The sequence below is a fragment of the Candidatus Borkfalkia ceftriaxoniphila genome (genome assembly GCF_004134775.1).
Classification (GTDB): domain Bacteria; phylum Bacillota; class Clostridia; order Christensenellales; family Borkfalkiaceae; genus Borkfalkia; species Borkfalkia ceftriaxoniphila.
The window spans coordinates 1,612,105-1,632,330 of the sequence record NZ_SDOZ01000002.1; the positions used below are offsets into that span (position 1 = coordinate 1,612,105).

Below are 20,226 nucleotides of genomic sequence, written 5' to 3' on the forward strand. Positions count from 1 at the left end.
TATGCTTTACGACGATTACCGACGCAAAGTCGTTAAACTTGCGAACGTGCTTGATTTCATCAAGCGCTTCCGCGTGCCGATCATTGCCGTTTTAGCATTGATCCTCACTGTGATCACCGTGCTCGTTTCCATTCAGGGGATCGTGTACGAAGTAGCCGCATGCCCTGCAACGATCGCTTACGGGGAAGAACTCGGTTATCGGGCGGACGCTGTGTTCGGCGGCGTCAAGTACGAATTCAGCGCCGAAGGCTCGGACGAGTGGTCGCAGGATATGGCGCTGCGCGCGGGAGATTACCGCGTGCGTGCGGTCGCAAAGGGACCGTTCGGCACAAAACGCTACGGAACTGCGCACGGATTTACCGTCGCGCCCAAAGAAGCGGAAGTTTCCGTTTCTCAGAAAAAAGTCGGATACGGCGAAGTTCCCTCTGTTTTTGCGCCGCTCGCGTACGAGGACGAGATCCATTGCGCGCGCTTTGTGTACGGCGACCCGTCTAAACCCGATTCCACTGTGACCGCCGACGTTTCTTCCATTACGGTCACGAGCGCGGACGGTACGGACGTGACGGATTGCTACGTCTTTCATGCTCTGACTTCGACGATCGGTTTCATTCCGCGCGATATCACCGTGACGGTGCAAAATGCCGACAAAATTTACGACGGGAGCGAACTGACCTTCGACGGCTACGAACTGAGCCGATCGACGCCGCTCGCCGAGGGCGATAAGATCGTCGCTACCTTCCGCGCGGGCCGTACGGACGAGGGCGAGAGCGAAAATATTCCCGAGATCAGGATCGTAAAAGAGGCGGAAGGTCTGGACGTCACGGGAAATTATAATATCGACCTCGTACCCGGGAAACTGACGGTGCAGGCGCGTCCGCTGTACGTAACGACTTACGGCGCCGAAAAGGTGTACGACGGCACGCCCCTGTCCTGCGACGGTTTTGAAATTCAGGAACCCAAAGAAGATTCGGGGCTTTTATCGGGGCACTCTATATCCGTTTCGGAACTCTGCGAAGTCACCGATGCGAAAACGGCTGACAATTACCTCGGCTTTCTCGTGCGCGACGACGCGGGAAAAGACGTTTCCGAAAATTATCAAATCTTTTACGAATGCGGGCAACTCACCGTCCAGCCGCGCCCGCTCTCCGTTTCGACGGGCAGCGGCATCTGGATGTACGACGGGGCGGCGCATCGGAATCCCGCGTATACCGTTTGCGACGGCGAAAACGAGCAAAGCGGTCTGCTTGCGGGGCACAGCCATGCTTTGGGCGTACCCGACGAGATCGTAGAAGCGGGGACGAAAGAGAACGCGACGAGCATTTGTATCTTTGACGAAACGGGAAAAGACGTCACGGGCAATTACGCCGTTGCTTACCGTAAGGGCACACTGACGGTGACGCGGCGTCCCGTCGTCATCGAAACCGCGGGAAATTCCTGGGTGTACGACGGCAAATTACATACGGACTTCGCGCATTTTCTGTCCGATCTGAGCGCATACGCGCTTGCGGACGGGGATGAAACGCGCGTCGAATGGGGCGCGGGACTGAGCGATTGCGGTTCGGCCGATAACGCGCTCGACGTGCGCGTCTTTGCCAAAGACGGGCGGGAAGTGACCGAAAGTTACGATATATCTTACGTGACGGGCACGCTGACGGTGACGCCCCGTCCCATAGAGGTCACGGCGGGCAGCGATGAAAAAATATACGACGGCACGCCGCTTACGACAGACAAATTTACCGCGCGCAGCGAATACGGCGCCGCAATCGTAGAAAATCAGACGGGCGTAGCCGTGAACGAGGGCGCGCAGACGGACGCGGGAACGGGCACGAACCGCGTCAAAGAATTTACCGTTACCGACGGAAACCGCGACGTGACGTTCAATTACCTGATATCCTTTGCGGAGGGCGCGCTGACGGTGAAACCCCGTCCCGTTACGGTCACGGCGGGCAGCGCGGAAAAAATTTACGACGGCAAGCCCCTCGTCGTGGAAGAGTGCGAAGTTACGTGCGAATACGGAGCGGCGCTCGTGTTGAATCACCGCGGCGTTGCGCATTACCGCGGCTCACAGACGGACGCGGGTCTCGGTATCAACCGCATAGATCAGTATCAAGTGTTCGACGGCGAGCGCGACGTCACGTTCAATTATAAGATCAGACTTTTGAACGGAACTCTGACTGTCAAGCGCCGTCCGATCGAGATCGCGTCGGGCAGCCATACGTTCGTATATGACGGCGCGCCGCACAGCAACGGGGAACATTCCCTATCCAAGGACAGCGAGTATCCGCTCGTGGAAGGGCACGTTTCGACTGCGGTCTGGGCGAACGAGATCACCGACGTGGGGGAAACGGAGAACTCCGTACTCGTCGCAATATACGACGGCGGCAGGGAGGTGACCTTCAACTATCTGATCTCTTACATATGGGGCACGCTGGAAGTGACGCCCCGCCCGATCACGGTCAAGGTGCAGGATAACGAAAAGGTGTACGACGGCCGTCCGCTCAGCACGTTCGGCATAACCGTGACTTCTTCCTGTGAACCGCCGATCGTCGAGGGACACACGCCCATGTATTTGACGGAGGGCTCACAGACGGACGTGGGCACGGGCGTGGGCTTTGTTTCGGAGTTCGCGATCTTCGACGGGAACGGCAGGGACGTGACTTTTGATTACGAAGTCACTTTCCTGACGGGCGTTCTGATCATTACGCCCCGCCCCGTCCTCATCACAGCGGCGAGCCTGCGCGATTATTACAACGGCAGACCGCAGTCCAACCGTTATGCGACTGCGGAAGAAGTTTCTTACGATCCGGAGCGCGGTATGCTGAATTGGCACGCGCTGTATGCGGACACGCTCGGCAGCCGAACGGATGTAGGCACGCAAGCCAATACGGTCGTCGAGGACCGCGTCCGTATCCTGGAAGACGGGCGGAACGTTACCTTTAATTATGCGTTGGAGTTTGCCGACGGCGTTATCGAAGTGATCGCGCGTCCCATCATAATCACGGCGGGCAGCGCGGAGAAACAGTACGACGGCACGCCTCTTACCTGTGCGGATTACAGTATTACTTCGCCTTTGGAAAGTTTGACGCCCGCCGTAGCAGAGGGCGAGCGGGCGAAAGTGTCCATGCGCGGTTCGATCACCGAGATCGGCAAAATTCCCAATGTCGTTGATAAAGTACAGATCTTCTCGGGCAGCCGCGACGTGACCGCGAATTACAATATCGTCACGGAGAGCGGTTTGCTCGTCGTGCAGATTCCCGACGGCATGCTGTATATCAAGACGCACGCCGCCGAAAAGGTGTACGACGGCACGCCCTTGACCTGCGCGCTCTATGAATGCGAAAACACTCTTCCCGATACGTACAGCGTGGAGATCTCCTGTGACGGAAGTGTCACAAACGTGAACAAGGTTTTAAATACCGTTTCCGTCACCGTGCTCGGTCCTACGGGCGAAAATGTTTCCGATTACATCCGCGTCGAATATGAATACGGGATATTGGCCGTTACGCCGCGCCCGATCTTGGTCGAAACGAACAGCAATTCCTGGCCGTATGACGGCAGGTTGCATTCTGACCGCGGACATCGGATTTCCGACAAGAGCGATTATACGCTCGCGCAAGGGCACGAAACCAGAGTTTACGGCTATACGTATATTTTCGACGTCGGCGTAAAAACCAACGTTTTGGATATCGGCGTGGTCGCGAATGGTTTTGACGTTTCCGAAAATTATCTCATCGAGTACGATTATGGCTTTTTAGAGATCGTCGAATCGGATTATGAGGGCCAGGGCGGCTCAGAACTCGATAAGGACGGGAATATCGGCGACTGGGGCGGACAAGGCGGCTCTGGCGGCGATGGCGGAAACGATGGCGGAGGCGGCGAAGAGCGTATAGCCGCCAAGGTCTATTCGGAATTCGGCGGTAAAATATATCTGCGTGTGATGAGTTACGGGGATTATACCGGGATCCGCTGGAACAGAGCGTCCAGTTACGAAGGCCGTCTGGACAACGATTACAATCTCAATTATCTCACGGGCGTCGCTCTGGAAAAGGCGGGGTATGTAAGTTCGCTCATCCGTATCGACGCGAAGAGTAACGACTATTTCTTGCCCTATTATATGGGGTTGGGCGAATACGACTATACGATCCAGGCGAGCGACGTGTGGTACCAGGGCGATTCGAGAGCGATATACGAATTGCAATATTATCCCTACGATTACGTTTCGCAGGGCAGATTGAACGTCGATCTCGGGGAATACCGCGACGCGGAAATGGCGTATCGATTCTATGTGAAGCAAAATTATTTGCAGATCCCCGGTTCCACGCTGGCGTATCTGAAAAAAGTCATTGCAAAAGAAGGGTTTGACAGGAACGACGACGATATTATAAAAGACGTTGCCGATTACATTCAGAACGCCGCGCAGTACAACTTATCGTACAATAGGCTCATGAACGGCGAGAGCGATCAGGTCGTCAGTTTTTTGCGCGATTACAAGGAGGGCGTGTGTCGTCACTTTGCGAGCGCGGCGACCATGCTGTACCGCGCGCTGGGCATTCCCGCGAGATATACCATCGGTTACGCAGGGGACGTCAGCGCGGGACAGTGGACGGATATCTACGGCGCGAACGCGCATGCCTGGGTGGAGGTGTATATCGACGGTTTGGGCTGGGTGCAGGTCGAAGTGACCGGCGCGGGGCCTGTGTTCGGCGGCAGCGGCGAAGACGCCAACATCGGTTTTTTACCGCGGACGATTGAGATCAAGCCTGTCGACGCCGTGAAACAATACGACGGGAGTCCGCTGTATGCGGACGCGGCCGAGGGCGCAGGGAAAGACAGATTGACGCTTCGGGAACTTCTCTTCGAAGGCTATTCTTACAGTGCGGAATTCGATGGAAGCCGGACGGAGATCGGACAGAGCAGATCGTCGATCGTATCCTTTTCGCTGTATCGGCCGAACGGGCAGAAAGAGGAAAAAATCAAATTCGTCTTTCGGCAGGGCATGCTGCGCGTCGTGGAGGAGCAGGTCGTCACGGTGCACCCGTACAGCCTGCAAAAGTACTACGACGGCACGCCGCTCGTCTATCAAAAAGACGAATACTATGTGACGGGACTTCCGACGGGATACACGCTCCGACTGAACCTTGCGGGCGTGGGCATGACCGATGCGGGGATTTTGAGCGAAGATACGCTGTACGCTTTGCCGCTGCAGATCGTAGACGGAGCGGGCGTCGAATGCACGGGCGGTTTTTACGTATGTTTCGATACGGAAACCCTGATGATGGTGAGCCGCCGCAAGGTCGCGCTTTCGAGCATGTCTGAAAGCAAAGTGTACGACGGCACGCCCTTGACTTGCGGCGAGTACTGGATCTCGGAAGGCAGTCTTGCGGAAAATCATACGCTATCCTTGAAAATGACGTCTTCCATCACCGACATCGGAGAAATTCCCAACAGCATGAGCGACGTCAGGATCGTCAACACCGCAGGCAAAGACGTCACGAAAAATTATCGGATCGCGGTTCGATTCGGTACTTTAAGCATTCTCAGCGATTAGGAAAAGAGGGATACGGAATTTCCGTATCCCTCTTTTTCGTCGTAAAAAAAAGGGGATTTGCGGAAAAAATCCGCAAATCCCACAAAAATCTTAAATATCGGTTACTTTGTCATAGCCTCTTGCACGGCGACCGCGACTGCGACGGAAGCGCCGACCATCGGGTTGTTGCCCATGCCGATCAGTCCCATCATTTCCACGTGCGCGGGAACGGAAGAGGAACCGGCGAACTGCGCGTCGGAGTGCATTCTGCCCATCGTGTCGGTCAGACCGTAACTCGCGGGGCCCGCCGCCATGTTGTCGGGGTGCAGCGTTCTGCCTGTGCCGCCGCCCGAGGCAACGGAGAAATATTTCTTGCCGTTTTCGACCGTCCACTTTTTATAGGTGCCCGCGACGGGGTGCTGGAAACGGGTGGGGTTGGTGGAGTTGCCCGTGATGGAAACGTCCACGTCTTCGAGGCGCATGATCGCCACGCCCTCGTTCACGTCGTCCGCGCCGTAGCAGCGCACTTTGGCGCGCTCGCCGTCCGAATACGGCGTTTCGCTCACGATGGTCACTTTGCCCGTATAGTAATCGTATTTGGTCTGCACGTAGGTGAAGCCGTTGATCCTGGAAATGATGAACGCCGCGTCTTTGCCGAGACCGTTCAAAATGACTTTCAGGGGCTGTTTGCGCACTTTGTTCGCGTTTTTCGCGATGCCGATGGCGCCTTCCGCCGCCGCGAACGATTCGTGGCCCGCGAGGAAGCAGAAACATTTGGTCTCTTCGCGCAGCAGCATGGCGGCGAGGTTACCGTGGCCCACGCCCACCTTTCTCTGGTCGGCGACCGAACCGGGGATGCAGAACGCCTGCAAGCCTTCGCCGACGGCCTCCGCCGCGTCTGCTGCTTTCGTACAGCCTTTCTTGATGGCGATCGCCGCGCCGAGCGTGTATGCCCAGCCCGCGTTTTCAAAGGCGATGGGCTGTACGCTCTTTACGATCTCGTAGGGGTCGAAACCCTTGTCGTTGCAGATCTTTTTCGCGTCTTCGAAATCTTTGATGCCGTATTTATCCATGACGGGACGGATCTGTTTGATCCTTCTCTCGTAACCTTCGAACGTGATACTCATATTCCGTGTACCTCCTTACTGTTTGCGGGGATCGATATACTTGACCGCCCCGTCCGCTTTCTCGAATCTGCCGTAATGTCCCTGCGCTTTCTTGAACGCGTCGTCCGTGGACATGCCGCCTTTGATGAAATCCATCATCTTGCCGAAATTGATAAATTCGTAGCCGATCACCTGATCGTCCTTGTCGAGCGCGAGGCGGGTCACGTAGCCGTCGGTCATTTCGAGATAGCGTACGCCCTTTTTCGCGGTGGAGTACATGGTGCCCACCTGCGAACGGTTGCCTTTGCCCAGATCTTCGAGGCCCGCGCCGATCACGAGGCCGTCGTCGGAAAAGGCGGACTGGCTTCTGCCGTACACGATCTGGAGGAACAACTCTCTCATCGCGGTGTTGATGGCGTCGCACACAAGATCGGTGTTGAGCGCTTCCAGAATGGTCTTATTGGGGAGAACTTCCGCCGCCATCGCCGCGCTGTGCGTCATGCCCGAGCAGCCGATGGTCTCCACGAGCGCTTCCTGAATGACGCCCTGTTTGACGTTCAGGGTAAGTTTGCACGCTCCCTGCTGCGGCGCGCACCAGCCGACGCCGTGCGTCAAGCCGGAAATGTCTTTGATCTCTTTTGCCTGGATCCATTTTCCCTCTTCGGGAATGGGGGCGGGGCCGTGGTTGGGGCCCTTGGCAACGCAAATCATCTCTTCAACTTCGCGTGAATATTGCATTTTTATTCCTCCGATACATTTAATAACCTACAGAATTTGCTTTTTAAGCATAACCGAGTTAAATTATACCATAGTCGGGGAAATTTTTCAATATTTTGCGCGGTGCTTTTTGCTGTTTTCAAAAGAAGATTTGGGCGAATCATCGCGCATTGGGTTTACAAACGGCGCGTAATGTGCTAAAATTAAGGTAATTAAAGTAAATATATCGGAGTTTTGAGCAATGAAAAAGAATGTCATGGACACGCTGCGCGAGCGCGGCTTTATCAAGCAGACGGTTTTCGAGGAGGATCTTTATAAACTCCTCGGCAGCGAGAGCGTTCCATTTTATATCGGGTTCGACCCCACTGCGGACAGCCTGCACGTGGGGCACTTTTTGCAACTGATCGCCATGAAACACATGCAGGACGCGGGGCATCGGCCCATCGCGCTCATCGGCGGCGGCACGGGCATGATCGGCGACCCTTCGGGGCGAACGGATATGCGCTCGATGATGACGCGCGAGACCGTCGACTTTCACTGCGAATGTTTCAAAAAGCAAATGTCGAAGTTTATCGATTTCGAGGGCGAAAACGGCGCGTTGATGGTCAACAACGCCGACTGGCTGATGAATCTCAACTATATAGAGTTTTTGCGCGACATCGGCGTGCATTTTTCCGTGAACAAGATGCTTTCGGCGGAATGTTTCAAGTCGCGTTACGAGAGAGGGCTTTCCTTCTTCGAATTCAACTATATGCTCATGCAGGCGTACGATTTTCTCGTGCTCTATAAAAAATACGGCTGTAAACTCGAACTGGGCGGCGACGACCAGTGGAGCAATATCCTCGCGGGCGCGGACCTCATCCGCCGCAAGGAGCAGCAGCCCGCGTTCGCGATGACGTTCACGCTTCTCACAACCTCGGACGGTCGTAAAATGGGTAAAACGGCGAAGGGCGCCGTCTGGCTGGACGAGAACAAAACGAGCCCTTACGAATTCTATCAGTATTGGAGAAACGTGGACGACGCGGACGTGGAAAAATGCCTGAAACTTCTCACCTTTTTGCCGCTCGAAGAGATCGCGGAGTTGTGCGCGCATCAGGACGAGCGCATCAACGCGGCGAAAGAGCGCCTCGCCATGGAACTTACGAAAATGGTGCACGGCGAAGAAAAGGCGGAGGACGCGGCGAAACAGGCGAAAGCCGCATTCGGGGGCGACGCGGAGAATATGCCCTCGGCGGAGATCCCCGCAGATACCGAAAGCGTGTGCGACGCGATGGTGCTCGCAAACGCCGCAAAGTCCAAGAGCGAGGCGAGAAGGCTCATCGAGGGCGGCGGCGTGCGCATAGACGACGAAAAAATATCCGACGTGAACGCGCAGATCCCCCGAAATGCCCGCGAAAAAGGCGAATTCGTCCTGCATAAGGGCAAAAAAGTGCATATCCGCATACTCATGAAATGAAGGGCGTTTATAGCGTCTTTACCGAGTACCGTTCGGAAAAAGTGATCGAGCGTTCGCGCTTTATTTCGACGTGTTCGCACGTCGAAAGCGAAGAGGAGGCGCGCGCATTTCTCGCGCGCGTCAGAACGGAGTTTCCCGACGCGACGCACCATTGTTATGCGTTCGTCGCGGATACGCTCGGCACTCTCATGCGGTTTTCCGACGACGGGGAGCCGCAGGGCACGGCGGGCATGCCCATTCTGGACGCTCTGCGCGGCAAAAAACTCTATCAGACGGCCGTCGTCGTCACCCGCTATTTCGGCGGCGTGAAACTGGGCGCGGGCGGTCTTGTGCGCGCCTATTCGGGCGCCGCGTCCGAGTGCCTGGACGGAGCGGAAAAGCGGTTTTTCGAGCCGTGCGCGCGCTATATGCTGACGTTGGGTTACGAACTTTCGGACGCCGTCAGAAAATATATTTCGGCGAACGGCTGGACGCTCGCCGACGCGCAGTATTCCGACTGCGTGCGCCTGACCGTTGCGGTGCGTTCGCGCGAAGAAGAGGCTTTCGCCGCAAAAATCGTCGATTTTACGGCGGGCAGGGTCCGCGTCGAAAAACAGGACGAATTTATTTTCGCGTTTGCGTCCGAATGATCGGGGGAGAGAGAATATGAAAACGGAAGTGAAGTGTTACAAGTGCGGCAAGCGGATCTCCGTGTACGATTACGCGACGACGGATATCTGTCCCGAGTGCATGTCCTTTATCGACGTAGCGCAGGCGAAAGCGGCGCTCGAAGAGGAAGAAAAAGCGCTTTCGGCGCCCGTAACGGACCAATCGGAGCAAAGCGAAAAGACCGACGCGCCTTTGACGGAAACCGCCGCGGAGCCGAAAGCCGCGGATCTACAAGCGGAAGAAGAAAACTGGCGTGCGCCGTGGCGGAAAGTTTTGCAAAGGACCAAGGGACTGACCGACCTTTCGCAATTCGACTCCGTGCGCGGCGACGCGAAAGAGGCGTTTCAAAAGATGAGCGCCTCGGAGCGCGCGCAACTCTATAAAACGCACGGCAAGACGCTCGCAGAGCGGAGAGAAACGCTCGTAAACCGCATCAAAGCCGCGGACGCGGATGTTTCGTACATAGAAAGCGGCGAAAAGGAAACGAAGAAGAAGCATACATGGCTGTGGGCGCTGATCCCGATCGTCGTCGTCTTTTTTATTGTCTTTGCCATATTGTCGGAAACATCTTCTATGGTAAATGTGGCGACGGGAATCGTTTTTTTTCTTGTCGTTATCGTATTCATCATCATTGCGAGCGTGGGCATCGCCTACGACTATAAGAAAAAACAGGCCACGCAGAACTCTTCCTTTGCGGCGGGCGCGGGTGAAGAGCGGAAAAGCAAGCGCTATCTGAGCGCGCCGGAACGCGCGGATATACGCAAAGAAATCGACGATATCGATTGGCTTTGCGGTTTTATGAAATTCTGATCGAAAAAATCGATGGATACGATTAAAATTATCAATTTTATAAATTGTTTACAAAAGCGGGCGGGCGTGGTATAATAGGATAAAAAAATAAAGGCGCGTGAAAACGCCTTAAATTTACGGAGAGATAAACGGTATGAAATTCATTCAGGCAGACGTGTTGAAACAAAAACCGACGGACGAAAGCAAACTCGGTTTCGGCAAAATTTTTACCGACTATATGTTCACGATGAAATACAAAGTCGGACAGGGCTGGTACGATGCGCAGATCGAACCGCACCGTCCCATCGCCTTCGATCTCGCCACCACCGTGTTCCATTACGCGCAGGGCATTTTCGAAGGTCTGAAAGCCTTTAAAAACGAGAAGGGCGAGATCCGCGTATTCCGTCCCGAAGAGAATTTCAAGAGAATGAACCGTTCGGCGGTTCGCATGTGCATTCCCGAGATCGACGAAAAACTCGTGCTCGAAGGGCTTTTCGAACTTTTGAAGATCGAAAAGGACTGGATACCCACCTCGCCCGGCACGGCGCTCTATATCCGTCCCAGCATCGTTGCGACCAACGTGGCGCTCGGCGTGCACGCGGGCACCGAATACCTGTTCTTTATCATCCTGTCGCCCGTAGGCAGTTACTACGCGCACGGACTGGCGCCCACGCGCCTTTTGGTGGAGGATTTCTACACCCGTGCGACCGTGGGCGGTACGGGCGAGGCGAAGTGTATCGCCAACTACGCCGTTTCTTTGAGGGCGGGCGAAGAGGCTGCGAAAAAGGGCTTCGACCAGGTGCTGTGGCTGGACGCCAACGAGAAAAAATACGTGGAGGAAGTCGGCTCCATGAATATGTTCTTCGTCATCGACGGAGAAGTGATCACTCCCATGCTGACCGGCTCCATTCTCCCCGGCATTACGAGAAAGAGTTGCATCGAGTTGTTGAAAGCCAACGGCTATAAAGTGAGCGAGCGCAAAATTTCCATTGACGAAGTCATTGAGGCGCAGGCTGCGGGAAAACTGGACGAGGCGTTCGGCACGGGCACCGCGGCGGTCATCTCGCCCGTGGGCATGATGGAATACAAGGGCAGAGATTACGTCGTGAATAATAACGAGATGGGCAAGATCACCAAATGGCTGTACGACACCATAACGGGCATTCAGACGGGACGGCTTGCCGATACGCATAACTGGGTGGTAAAACTTTGATCTTCGCAAAATTATTCGAGAAAAAACCGAATGAAAAGACGATCGCCAAGTTCTGGAACGAATTTCAGACGCGCAGCGATTTTTATCTGGACGTCATCGTGAAGGACGACGAGGACACCGACGATTATATTTTCGTCCGCTCCTGTATCAAGGACGGGCTGAAACGGTGCTGCATCGATGCCGAAGTCGCCTACGATTTTTCTTTCGATACCGAGAGCGAGCCCATGCGGTTCGTGTTTCATCACGCGAACGATGCGTATTTAAAGCGCGTGGGGGAGAGCCTTGCAAAACAGTACCCCGCATCGCTCAAAGAAAAAATGCTGTTTCTGACAGCGGAATAAATTTTATTATCGCACCGATCTTCGGTGCGGTATTTCTATTGAGGAGAAACTATGTCCGAAATCACCGAAATTTCGCCGCAGGTCAAGGATAAAAACCGCTGCAATATCTACGTGGACGGCAGTTTTTACTGCGGCATGAAACTGGAAACGGCAGTCAGGAGCCGCCTGAAAGTCGGGCAGCACGTGGAAAAAGCGTTTTTAGACGAGATCCAGTTGGAAAACGAAAAGTCCGAGGCAATGGACCGCGCGCTCAATTTTTTGTCCGCGAGCATGAAGACGGGGCGGCAGGTGACGGACTATCTTAAAAAGAAGGGTTACGTGCCCGCCGTGTGCGAATACGTGCGCGAACGGCTGGAAGGCTACGGATATGTGGACGACGCCGAATACTGCCGCGCCTATCTCGCCTCCGCCTCCAAGACCAAGGGGCGCAGGCTTCTGGAAGCGGAACTGAAAAAGCGGGGCGCGAAAGCGGAGTGCGTCGAGGAGGCGCTCGCCTCGCTGGAAGGGGGCGCGGATTCCGCGTTCGCAGTCCTTTCCAAGTACATGAAAAACCGCGAATTTTCGCGGGAAAATCTGTCCAGAGGTTTTAAATACCTGATGGGCAAGGGGTTCGATTACGACGACGCGAGGGCCGCGCTCGAACGCCTCGGCGCGGAAACGGAGGAGGAATAGCGATGAGATACGTGCTGACGAACGCGGAAATGCGCGCAGCGGACGAGTTTACCATGGAAAGCGGCGTATCTTCCCGCACGCTGATGGAGCGCGCGGGAAAGGCGGTCGCCAAACTTGCCGAAAAGGCGCTTTCTTATCTTTCCGAAAAGAGCGTCGCAGTAGTCTGCGGCAGCGGGAACAACGGCGGCGACGGGTATTGCGCCGCGCGTATTTTGGCGAAAAAAGGGTTCTCCGTCGTCGTGTTCGAGGCGTTTCCCCCCAAAACGGTGGAATGTCAACTGGAAAATGCGCGATGCAGGACGCCGCGGATCAATACTCTGAAAAAAGGTTACGGGCTTGTCATAGACTGTCTGTACGGAACGGGTTTTCACGGAACGCTGAACGAACGGGCGGCGCAGATCGTCAAAGAGATCAACGAAAGCGGCGCGTTCGTGCTGGCGGCGGATATTCCGAGCGGGCTTGCCGGCGACAACGGCTTATGTGCGGGCGAGGCGGTGCGCGCCGATATGACGGCGGTCATCGGCGAGTTCAAGGCGGGGCACCTATTCAATGACGGGCCCGATCTCTGCGGCGAATTGCGCGTGTGCGATATCGGCATCGTTCTGCCCGAAAAAGATTATATGCGGATGTACGCCCCGAAGGATCTTTGCGCGCTTTTTCCCAAACGGAAGAGCCGTTCGAATAAGGGCGATTACGGCCGCGTTGCGATTTTAGGCGGCAGCGAGCGCTATTCGGGCGCGCCCCTTTTGGGCATGAGCGCGTTCAAAGCGGGGGCGGGCTATGTGCGCCTGTGCGTGCCCGACTGTATCTTTTCCCCGCTCATCGGAAAATATCCCGAAGCCATTCTGCAAAAAATGCCTTCCGCAAACGGCGTGCTCGCCTATGATGAGGCGGCGCTTTCGGAAATCGCCGCGCAGTCGGACAGCATCGCCGTCGGTATGGGCTGCTGCAAGGATCGGGAAATTTATCGCATCGTCCGCTATCTTCTCGAACATTTTACGGGTACGCTCGTACTCGACGCGGACGCGCTCAATTCGCTGGCGGAGTTCGGCGTGAACGCGCTCGAAAACAAGCGCTGCACGGTCATTCTGACGCCGCACGTCAAGGAATTTTCCAGGCTGTGCCAAACGACGGTGCAGGAGGTTTGCGAAAACGGCGCGGCGCTCGCCCGCGCGTTCGCAAAAAGATACGGCGTGACGCTCATGCTCAAAAGCAACGCGACGCTGATAAGCGATCAAAGCCGCGCGGCGGTCAGCAGCGCGGGTTCTCCCGCCCTCGCCAAGGGCGGCAGCGGCGACGTGCTCGCGGGCCTGACGGCGGCGATCGCGGCGCGCACGGACGATACTCTCCTTGCGTGCGCCTGCGCGTCGTTCATTTTGGGCGAAAGCGCAATTTCTCTTTCCCAGACACTGGGCGAATACGGCGTGTGCGCTTCCGACCTCTTGCAGGAGATCCCTAAGACCGTCAAAAAATTAGAATCGCTCGCGCGTATAAAATAAGCGTTTCCTGTCAAAAATCGAGTACGGGCAACTTTCCTCGAAATCATTCCGCGTGATTTCTACATATAATGGAAAAGAGGGGGAAGTACCCGAAAAAAATTTTGAGAGGTACGAAATGGATATCAAAAGGGGAGAACTGTATTATGCCGATCTAAGTCCCGTAGTCGGCAGCGAGCAGGGCGGCGTAAGGCCGGTGCTCGTCGTGCAAAACGATATTGGCAACAAGTACTCCCCGACGATCATAGCGGCGGCCGTTACGAGCAAGATCAACAAAGCCAAACTTCCCACTCACATCGAACTTCCTTGCGCCAATTACGGATTGGCGAAGGACTCCGTCATTCTGCTCGAACAGATCCGCACCTTGGATAAGCGCCGCTTGAAAGAGCGCATCGGCGAACTCCCCGCCAAAACCATGCGCGACGTGGACAGCGCGCTTTTAATCAGTCTGGGATGCAAAGTCAATTAAACGGGAAAAAACTACGGGACGCAAAATTTTGCGTCCCGTTTCCTCATTGTTTCTTGGTTTCGTCTTTTTTGTGTTCTTTGATCAGTTTCGGAAAAGCCTTCCCGAGACGGCTCTTTTCGATCTTTTGTTTCAAAGCGGCGACGCGCGCCTCGCTCTTGGCTGTGATGCCGTACAGTTTTTCGCCGATGAAATCCGATCCCGCGCGCAGTTTTTTGTTGATGTTTTCCAGTTCGCGCATCTTCTTGCCGAGGCTCGTGACCTGCAATACGGTAAAGAAGAGATCGACGATAAACAGGGCGATCGCCGCCATCAGGAGCCAGAATCCCGCCTTGTACGGGATATGCGAAAAGACCGCCGCGATCGCGGGATGCAGTACGTACATGAGCAGAAGACACGCAAAGCCCCATAAAAGCGTCATTTCCAGACACACGTAACTCATCAGGTTGAAGCGCCTGTCGCCGTAATCCCACCATTTGCGGTGAAAGAATTTTTCCATGATAAATCCCGTAAAAAATTCCAGCGCGGAACATAAAAGCGCCGAGCACGCGAACACGGCGAGAAAATCCCACGACCGACCCTTTTGCAGCGGGGTGAGCGCGAGGAGAATACATACCGCGCCCGCGCCGTAGATGGGGCATAAAGGCCCGTTTAAAAAGCCGCGGTTGACGAATTTTCCGTGTTTGACCGCCGCGAACACGACTTCGCTGCACCAGCCGATAAAGGAATATACGAAAAAATAGACGAACAGTTCGTACAGATCGAACGAGCCGAGAATGACATTATTCATGATAAAAATATTATAGCACGGCAAAAAGATATTTGCAATAATTCCTGCTTATACTTTCTATTGAAAATTACAAGGTTTCGGCTTTTGCCTGCGCGCTTGACGGAGTGCGTGCGCGGCGTTTATAATAGGGAAGAAAGGAAAAAACAGCCAAAGGAGTATTTATGTTAACATCGATCGTGGGCATCAACTGGGGCGACGAGGGAAAGGGAAGAATGGTGGACTTGCTGTCCTCCGATTACGACGTGGTGTGCCGTTATCAGGGCGGCAACAATGCGGGGCACACCGTCATCAACGAACGGGGAAAGTTTATTTTAAATCTGCTGCCTTCGGGCATTTTGCGCGAAAACGTGGCGTGCGTGATGGGTCCGGGCATGGTCGTAGACATCCGCCATCTTGCGGGCGAAATGCGCAGACTGCGCGAGGCGGGCGTGAAAATCTCTCCCGAAAATCTGAAAATCAGCGACCGCGCGGTCGTCACGATGCCCTACAACGTGGCGCAGGACTGTCTGGAAGAAGAGCGCCTCGCCGATAAAAAATTCGGCTCGACAAAGCGCGGCATCGCGCCCGTGTACGCGGACAAGTATCTCAAAAAAGCCTTCCGCATTGGCGAACTCAAAGAATGGGATCGGCTGAAAAAGCGCGTTCCCGATATCGTGGACTGGAAAAATCTCACATTGCAGGGCGCGTACGGCGCAGAAGGGACGAGCGTGGAAGAGATCCTGCACTATTTCGAACAGTTCGGGCTTCCGCTTTCCGACTATATCACGGATACGGGGCTGTATCTGAGCGAGGCGCACAGACAGGGAAAGAAGATCCTCTTCGAGGCGCAGTTGGGGGCGCTTAGAGATATCGATTTCGGCATCTATCCCTATACCTCGTCGTCGAATACCATCGCGGCTTATGCGCCCATCGGCGCGGGCGTGCCGAATCTGAAACTCGATCGCACGATCGGCATTATGAAAGCGTATTCCACCTGCGTGGGCGAAGGGCCGTTCACCGCCGAATATTTCGGGGAAAAGGCGCATACGCTGCGCGAGGCGGGCGGCGAATACGGCGCCGCGACGGGTCGGCCGAGAAGGGTAGGCCCGTTCGACGCGGTCGCTTCCCGCTACGGGATCCGCATGCAGGGCGCGGACGAGATCGCGCTCACGAAACTCGACGTTTTGTCGGGGTTCAAGGAATTGGAGATCTGCACCGCCTATCGGTTGGACGGCAAAAAACTGACCGAGTTTCCTTTCCCCGACCTGCTCGATTCCTGCGAGCCGGTTTTCGAAACGGTGCAGGGCTGGAACCGCGATATTTCCGCCTGCCGCAAAAAGGGCGATCTTCCCAAAGAGGCGCTCGCCTATATCGCGCGGCTGGAAGAGGAATGCGCGTGTAAGATCCGCTACGTGTCGGTAGGCGCGGAGCGCGACGCGTTTGTGGAAATGTAGGGGCGTTTTTATGACGAAATATATATTTGTGACGGGCGGCGTCGTTTCCGGGCTGGGGAAGGGCATCACGGCGGCGAGCCTGGGAAGGCTCTTGAAGGCGCGCGGTTACAAAGTGACGGCGCAGAAACTCGACCCGTATATCAATATCGACCCGGGCACCATGAGCCCGTATCAGCACGGAGAAGTGTTCGTGACCGAGGACGGAGCGGAGACCGATCTGGACCTCGGGCATTACGAGCGGTTCATCGACGAAAACCTGAACAGATATTCCAACCTGACGACGGGCAAAGTGTACTGGAACGTTTTGAACAAGGAAAGAAACGGCGAGTATCTGGGACAGACGGTGCAGGTCATTCCGCATATCACCAACGAGATCAAGTCCTTTATCTATAACGTAGGCGCGCACAGCGGCGCGGACGTGGCGATCACAGAGATCGGCGGCACCACGGGCGACATCGAGAGCCAGCCCTTTATCGAGGCGATCCGCCAGATTTCCATGGAGATCGGAAGGGAAAACTGCTGTTTCATCCACGTGACGCTCGTGCCGTATATCGCGGGTTCGTGCGAATTCAAATCCAAGCCCACGCAGCATTCCGTGCGCGAGTTGCAGGGGATGGGGATCCGTCCCGACGTCATCGTCGCGCGCGTGGACGAGCCTCTGCCCGAAGAGATCCGCGAAAAGATCGCCATGTTCTGCAACGTCGGCAGGGACTGCGTGGTGGAAAACCGCACGCTGCCGCTTTTGTACGAAGCGCCCGTCATGCTGGAAAAAGAAAAACTCGCCTCCACGGTCTGCCGTATCCTGGGGCTTGCCGACCGCGAGCCCGACCTTAGCGATTGGCATCGCATGCTCGGGCAGGCGGCTTCGCGCGCGCGTTCGGTCAAGATCGCGCTCTGCGGCAAATACGTGCGGCTGCACGACGCCTATCTTTCCGTTGCGGAGGCGCTCACGCACGCGGGATTCGAAAACGGTGCGCGCGTGGAGATCCTCTGGACGGATACGGAAAAACTGACCGAGGAGAACGCGGAAAAAGTTTTGCGGGAAGCGGACGGCATTTTGGTGCCCGGCGGCTTCGGGAACCGCGGCGTCGAGGGTAAACTCGTCGCGGCGAAGTACGCGCGCGAAAAGGATATTCCCTTTTTGGGTATCTGCCTCGGCATGCAGATCGCCGTCATCGAATTTGCGAGAAACGTCGTCGGCTGGGCGGACGCCGCCTCTTCGGAATTCGCAAAAAACAGTTCCCATCCCGTCATCGATCTGATGCCCGACCAGCACGGCGTGAAGATGGGCGGTACCATGCGTCTGGGCGCTTATCCGTGCGCGGTACAAAACGGTACGCTCCTCGAAAATCTGTACGGCGCTTCTTTGATTTCCGAACGGCACCGTCACCGCTACGAATTCAACAACGAGTACCGCGAAGAATTGCAGGAAAAAGGGCTCTGTATTTCGGGCGTTTCGCCCGACGGAAAACTCGTGGAGGCGGTAGAACTTCCCGAAAAGCGCTTTTACGTGGGCGTACAGTTCCATCCCGAATTCAAATCCCGCCCCAACGCGCCGCACCCGCTCTTTGCGGGCTTTATCCGCGCGGCTCTGAAAAATTCGTGAATTTTTCTTGCAGGGCGCGCAAGAGTGTTTGACAAAGCGCGTTCCGCGCGGTAAAATGGTGCAATCATGGAAAGAGGATTATTGACACCCTTAAAGAAACTGAGAAGACAGGTGTTTGTCGAAGTGGCGCGCGTCGCTTTCGAGTCGGAAAACGACGTGAAGGACGCGATCGAGGCCATTCCCTATAAGATCACCCCGGGCGACAGACCGATCTACCGCGAAAGCATCTGGCGCGAGCGCGCCATCTGTTCGGAACGCGTGCGCCTTTCGATGGGGCTGTCGCTGCGCCCCGAGGACGTACCCGTGCATATCACGAGCGGACTGCGGGAAAGCGACATCGCGGACAAGTATTACGAACCGCCTCTGATGCAGGTCATTCCCTCCGCGTGCGCGGCGTGCGCGCCCAACCTTTACAAGGTCACGGATAACTGCCGCGGTTGCGTGGCGCATCCCTGTACGGAAGTGTGCCCCAAGGGCGCGGTTTCCATCGTGGACGGAAGATCGTTCATCGATCAGTCCAAGTGTATCAAGTGCGGGCGGTGCAAGGCCGTCTGCCCGTACGACGCCATCGCCCACCACACGCGCCCGTGCGCGGAAGCGTGCGGCGTGAAAGCCATCGAGAGCGACGATCTGGGCCGCGCCAAGATCAATAACGACAAGTGCGTATCCTGCGGCATGTGCATGGTCAGTTGTCCCTTTGGCGCGATCGCGGATAAATCGCAGATCTTTCAGTTGATACGCGCTTTGAAACGTGGCGACGAGATCATGGTGGAGATCGCGCCTGCATACGTGGGACAGTTCGGAGAAAAGGCGACGCCCGGGCGGATCAAAGCCGCGCTTTTGAAACTCGGGTTCCGGGACGTATTCGAAGTGGCACTCGGCGCGGATATGGGCGCGGTCACCGAGGCGCACCATTACGTGGAGGAAGTGGCGAGCGGAAAGCAGCCCTTTATGCTCACCTCGTGCTGTCCGTCCTGGGCGATGCTGGCAAAGCGTTATTTCCCCGAAACGGTGGACAAAATTTCCAATGCCCTGACGCCCATGGTGGCGACGGCGCGCACCATCAAGAAAAAACACCCCGCGGCGCGCGTGGTATTCGTGGGACCTTGCGCGGCGAAAAAGTTGGAGGCTTCCCGCCGCACGGTGCGCAGCGACGTGGATTTCGTCATCACGTTCGAGGAACTTTCCGCCATTTTCGAGGCGAAAGGCATCGATTTCGAGCATTTCGACGAGGATGAAAAACTCAACGACGCGACGGGCGCGGGGCGCGGCTACGCGGTGGCGGGCGGCGTTGCCAACGCCATCGACAAGTGTATCCGCGAATATTATCCCGAAACCGAAGTCAAAATAGAGCACTGCGAGGGGCTGGAAGAATGCAGGAAGATGCTGCTCCTTGCCAAAATGGGCAAAAAGAACGGCTGCCTGATCGAGGGAATGGGCTGTCCCGGCGGCTGCGTCGCGGGCGCGGGCACCAATATTCCCATAGGCAAGGCGACCGCGCTCGTGCGTAAAATGGTGGAAGGTTCCGCAGAGGCCGTGCCGCCGAAAGAACTTGCCGACGTGAAACTGGATTAAAAAAAGACCGTTCCGAAAGAACGGTCTTTTTTTGATTTACTTTTTCACGATGCCGATCAGGTTTTCGTAGGTGCCGGGGAAGAACAGGAAAATGACGATGAGCGCAAGGAGCGCGAGAAAGATGATCTGGAAAATGAAATTGCGCTTGGACATGGCTTCCAGCCCGACCACGCCCACCAAAAGGAGCGAGCCGTATGTACGCATGATCTCTAAAACGTTCATAAACGTTCCCTCGGGTATGAACTCGAAATTCGCGTTGAGGATGAGCAGCGCGTAGACGAGAACCATCACGACGGCGAGGATCTCGCCGATGATATCGAAGAATTTTTCGGTTTTCTTAAACAATTTTTTTACCTCCTGAATTGCCGCGCTTTTAAGCGGCTTTTCTTTA

Annotated in this window: 16 protein-coding genes; 12 read left to right on the top strand and 4 right to left on the bottom strand. The window is 55.7% G+C overall.

Annotation, left to right across the window (positions count from 1 at the left end):
- Nucleotide 1 precedes the first annotated feature (1 nt).
- Nucleotides 2-5,548 (top strand): transglutaminase domain-containing protein, encoded by a 5,547-nt coding sequence (locus tag ESZ91_RS07395; protein WP_129225690.1) that lies wholly within the window; start codon nt 2-4, stop codon nt 5,546-5,548.
- A 101-nt stretch (nt 5,549-5,649) separates the two neighbouring features.
- Here the strand turns inward: ESZ91_RS07395 and ESZ91_RS07400 are convergent, their stop codons facing one another.
- Both ESZ91_RS07400 and ESZ91_RS07405 read right to left on the bottom strand, forming a co-directional pair.
- The gene (locus tag ESZ91_RS07400) at nt 5,650-6,654 is read right to left on the bottom strand and encodes a GGGtGRT protein (protein ID WP_129225693.1); all 1,005 of its coding nucleotides are present in this window, start codon (nt 6,652-6,654) and stop codon (nt 5,650-5,652) included.
- A 15-nt stretch (nt 6,655-6,669) separates the two neighbouring features.
- Nucleotides 6,670-7,371, bottom strand: a complete 702-nt coding sequence (locus ESZ91_RS07405) for an iron-sulfur cluster assembly scaffold protein (RefSeq protein ID WP_129225695.1) — start codon at nt 7,369-7,371, stop codon at nt 6,670-6,672.
- A 220-nt stretch (nt 7,372-7,591) separates the two neighbouring features.
- Between ESZ91_RS07405 and tyrS the strand changes: the two genes are divergently transcribed.
- The 8 genes from tyrS to ESZ91_RS07445 all read left to right on the top strand — a co-directional run bounded on the left by tyrS (nt 7,592) and on the right by ESZ91_RS07445 (nt 14,434).
- Nucleotides 7,592-8,806: a tyrosine--tRNA ligase gene (tyrS, locus tag ESZ91_RS07410; protein WP_129225697.1), complete on the top strand. Its 1,215-nt coding sequence runs from the start codon at nt 7,592-7,594 to the stop codon at nt 8,804-8,806.
- Nucleotides 8,803-9,435: a YigZ family protein gene (locus ESZ91_RS07415; protein ID WP_129225699.1), complete on the top strand. Its 633-nt coding sequence runs from the start codon at nt 8,803-8,805 to the stop codon at nt 9,433-9,435. Before tyrS ends, ESZ91_RS07415 begins: the two co-directional genes overlap by 4 nt.
- A 16-nt stretch (nt 9,436-9,451) precedes the next feature.
- Entirely contained in the window at nt 9,452-10,264 is an 813-nt protein-coding gene (locus ESZ91_RS07420; RefSeq protein ID WP_129225701.1) for a YdbT family protein, read from the top strand.
- A gap of 133 nt (nt 10,265-10,397) precedes the next feature.
- Nucleotides 10,398-11,456, top strand: coding sequence for a branched-chain amino acid aminotransferase (locus tag ESZ91_RS07425; RefSeq protein WP_129225703.1), 1,059 nt, complete (start codon nt 10,398-10,400; stop codon nt 11,454-11,456).
- Entirely contained in the window at nt 11,453-11,797 is a 345-nt protein-coding gene (locus tag ESZ91_RS07430) for a hypothetical protein (protein ID WP_129225705.1), read from the top strand. The genes ESZ91_RS07425 and ESZ91_RS07430 overlap by 4 nt, the downstream gene beginning before the upstream one ends.
- A gap of 51 nt (nt 11,798-11,848) precedes the next feature.
- Nucleotides 11,849-12,469 carry a RecX family transcriptional regulator gene (locus tag ESZ91_RS07435; protein ID WP_129225707.1) on the top strand — a complete coding sequence of 207 codons (621 nt, stop codon included), beginning with the start codon at nt 11,849-11,851 and terminating at the stop codon, nt 12,467-12,469.
- A gap of 2 nt (nt 12,470-12,471) precedes the next feature.
- Complete coding sequence (locus tag ESZ91_RS07440; protein ID WP_129225709.1) at nt 12,472-13,968, top strand: NAD(P)H-hydrate dehydratase; 1,497 nt, start codon at nt 12,472-12,474, stop codon at nt 13,966-13,968.
- Nucleotides 13,969-14,083: 115 nt separating this feature from the next.
- Nucleotides 14,084-14,434, top strand: coding sequence for a type II toxin-antitoxin system PemK/MazF family toxin (locus tag ESZ91_RS07445; protein WP_129225711.1), 351 nt, complete (start codon nt 14,084-14,086; stop codon nt 14,432-14,434).
- Nucleotides 14,435-14,477: 43 nt separating this feature from the next.
- On the opposite strand, the gene ESZ91_RS07450 is transcribed toward ESZ91_RS07445, so the two are convergent.
- Entirely contained in the window at nt 14,478-15,221 is a 744-nt protein-coding gene (locus ESZ91_RS07450; RefSeq protein ID WP_129225713.1) for a putative ABC transporter permease, read from the bottom strand.
- A 161-nt stretch (nt 15,222-15,382) separates the two neighbouring features.
- On the opposite strand from ESZ91_RS07450, the gene ESZ91_RS07455 reads away from it, so the two are divergent.
- The 3 genes from ESZ91_RS07455 to ESZ91_RS07465 all read left to right on the top strand — a co-directional run bounded on the left by ESZ91_RS07455 (nt 15,383) and on the right by ESZ91_RS07465 (nt 19,835).
- Nucleotides 15,383-16,654 carry an adenylosuccinate synthase gene (locus ESZ91_RS07455; RefSeq protein WP_129225715.1) on the top strand — a complete coding sequence of 424 codons (1,272 nt, stop codon included), beginning with the start codon at nt 15,383-15,385 and terminating at the stop codon, nt 16,652-16,654.
- Between the two features lie 10 nt (nt 16,655-16,664).
- The gene (locus ESZ91_RS07460) at nt 16,665-18,260 is read left to right on the top strand and encodes a CTP synthase (RefSeq protein WP_129225717.1); all 1,596 of its coding nucleotides are present in this window, start codon (nt 16,665-16,667) and stop codon (nt 18,258-18,260) included.
- A gap of 66 nt (nt 18,261-18,326) precedes the next feature.
- Nucleotides 18,327-19,835 carry a 4Fe-4S dicluster domain-containing protein gene (locus ESZ91_RS07465; protein WP_129225720.1) on the top strand — a complete coding sequence of 503 codons (1,509 nt, stop codon included), beginning with the start codon at nt 18,327-18,329 and terminating at the stop codon, nt 19,833-19,835.
- Nucleotides 19,836-19,871: 36 nt separating this feature from the next.
- Here the strand turns inward: ESZ91_RS07465 and ESZ91_RS07470 are convergent, their stop codons facing one another.
- Complete coding sequence (locus tag ESZ91_RS07470; protein WP_129225722.1) at nt 19,872-20,180, bottom strand: hypothetical protein; 309 nt, start codon at nt 20,178-20,180, stop codon at nt 19,872-19,874.
- Between the last annotated feature and the right edge of the window lie 46 nt (nt 20,181-20,226).

What these genes read in the sequence shown, in the direction of transcription:
- ESZ91_RS07395 (WP_129225690.1), top strand. Translation starts at nt 2, where the DNA reads ATGCTTTACGACGATTACCGACGCAAAGTCGTTAAACTTGCGAACGTG.
- ESZ91_RS07400 (WP_129225693.1), bottom strand. Translation starts at nt 6,654, where the DNA reads ATGAGTATCACGTTCGAAGGTTACGAGAGAAGGATCAAACAGATCCGT.
- ESZ91_RS07405 (WP_129225695.1), bottom strand. Translation starts at nt 7,371, where the DNA reads ATGCAATATTCACGCGAAGTTGAAGAGATGATTTGCGTTGCCAAGGGC.
- tyrS (WP_129225697.1), top strand. Translation starts at nt 7,592, where the DNA reads ATGAAAAAGAATGTCATGGACACGCTGCGCGAGCGCGGCTTTATCAAG.
- ESZ91_RS07415 (WP_129225699.1), top strand. Translation starts at nt 8,803, where the DNA reads ATGAAGGGCGTTTATAGCGTCTTTACCGAGTACCGTTCGGAAAAAGTG.
- ESZ91_RS07420 (WP_129225701.1), top strand. Translation starts at nt 9,452, where the DNA reads ATGAAAACGGAAGTGAAGTGTTACAAGTGCGGCAAGCGGATCTCCGTG.
- ESZ91_RS07425 (WP_129225703.1), top strand. Translation starts at nt 10,398, where the DNA reads ATGAAATTCATTCAGGCAGACGTGTTGAAACAAAAACCGACGGACGAA.
- ESZ91_RS07435 (WP_129225707.1), top strand. Translation starts at nt 11,849, where the DNA reads ATGTCCGAAATCACCGAAATTTCGCCGCAGGTCAAGGATAAAAACCGC.
- ESZ91_RS07440 (WP_129225709.1), top strand. Translation starts at nt 12,472, where the DNA reads ATGAGATACGTGCTGACGAACGCGGAAATGCGCGCAGCGGACGAGTTT.
- ESZ91_RS07445 (WP_129225711.1), top strand. Translation starts at nt 14,084, where the DNA reads ATGGATATCAAAAGGGGAGAACTGTATTATGCCGATCTAAGTCCCGTA.
- ESZ91_RS07450 (WP_129225713.1), bottom strand. Translation starts at nt 15,221, where the DNA reads ATGAATAATGTCATTCTCGGCTCGTTCGATCTGTACGAACTGTTCGTC.
- ESZ91_RS07455 (WP_129225715.1), top strand. Translation starts at nt 15,383, where the DNA reads ATGTTAACATCGATCGTGGGCATCAACTGGGGCGACGAGGGAAAGGGA.
- ESZ91_RS07460 (WP_129225717.1), top strand. Translation starts at nt 16,665, where the DNA reads ATGACGAAATATATATTTGTGACGGGCGGCGTCGTTTCCGGGCTGGGG.
- ESZ91_RS07465 (WP_129225720.1), top strand. Translation starts at nt 18,327, where the DNA reads ATGGAAAGAGGATTATTGACACCCTTAAAGAAACTGAGAAGACAGGTG.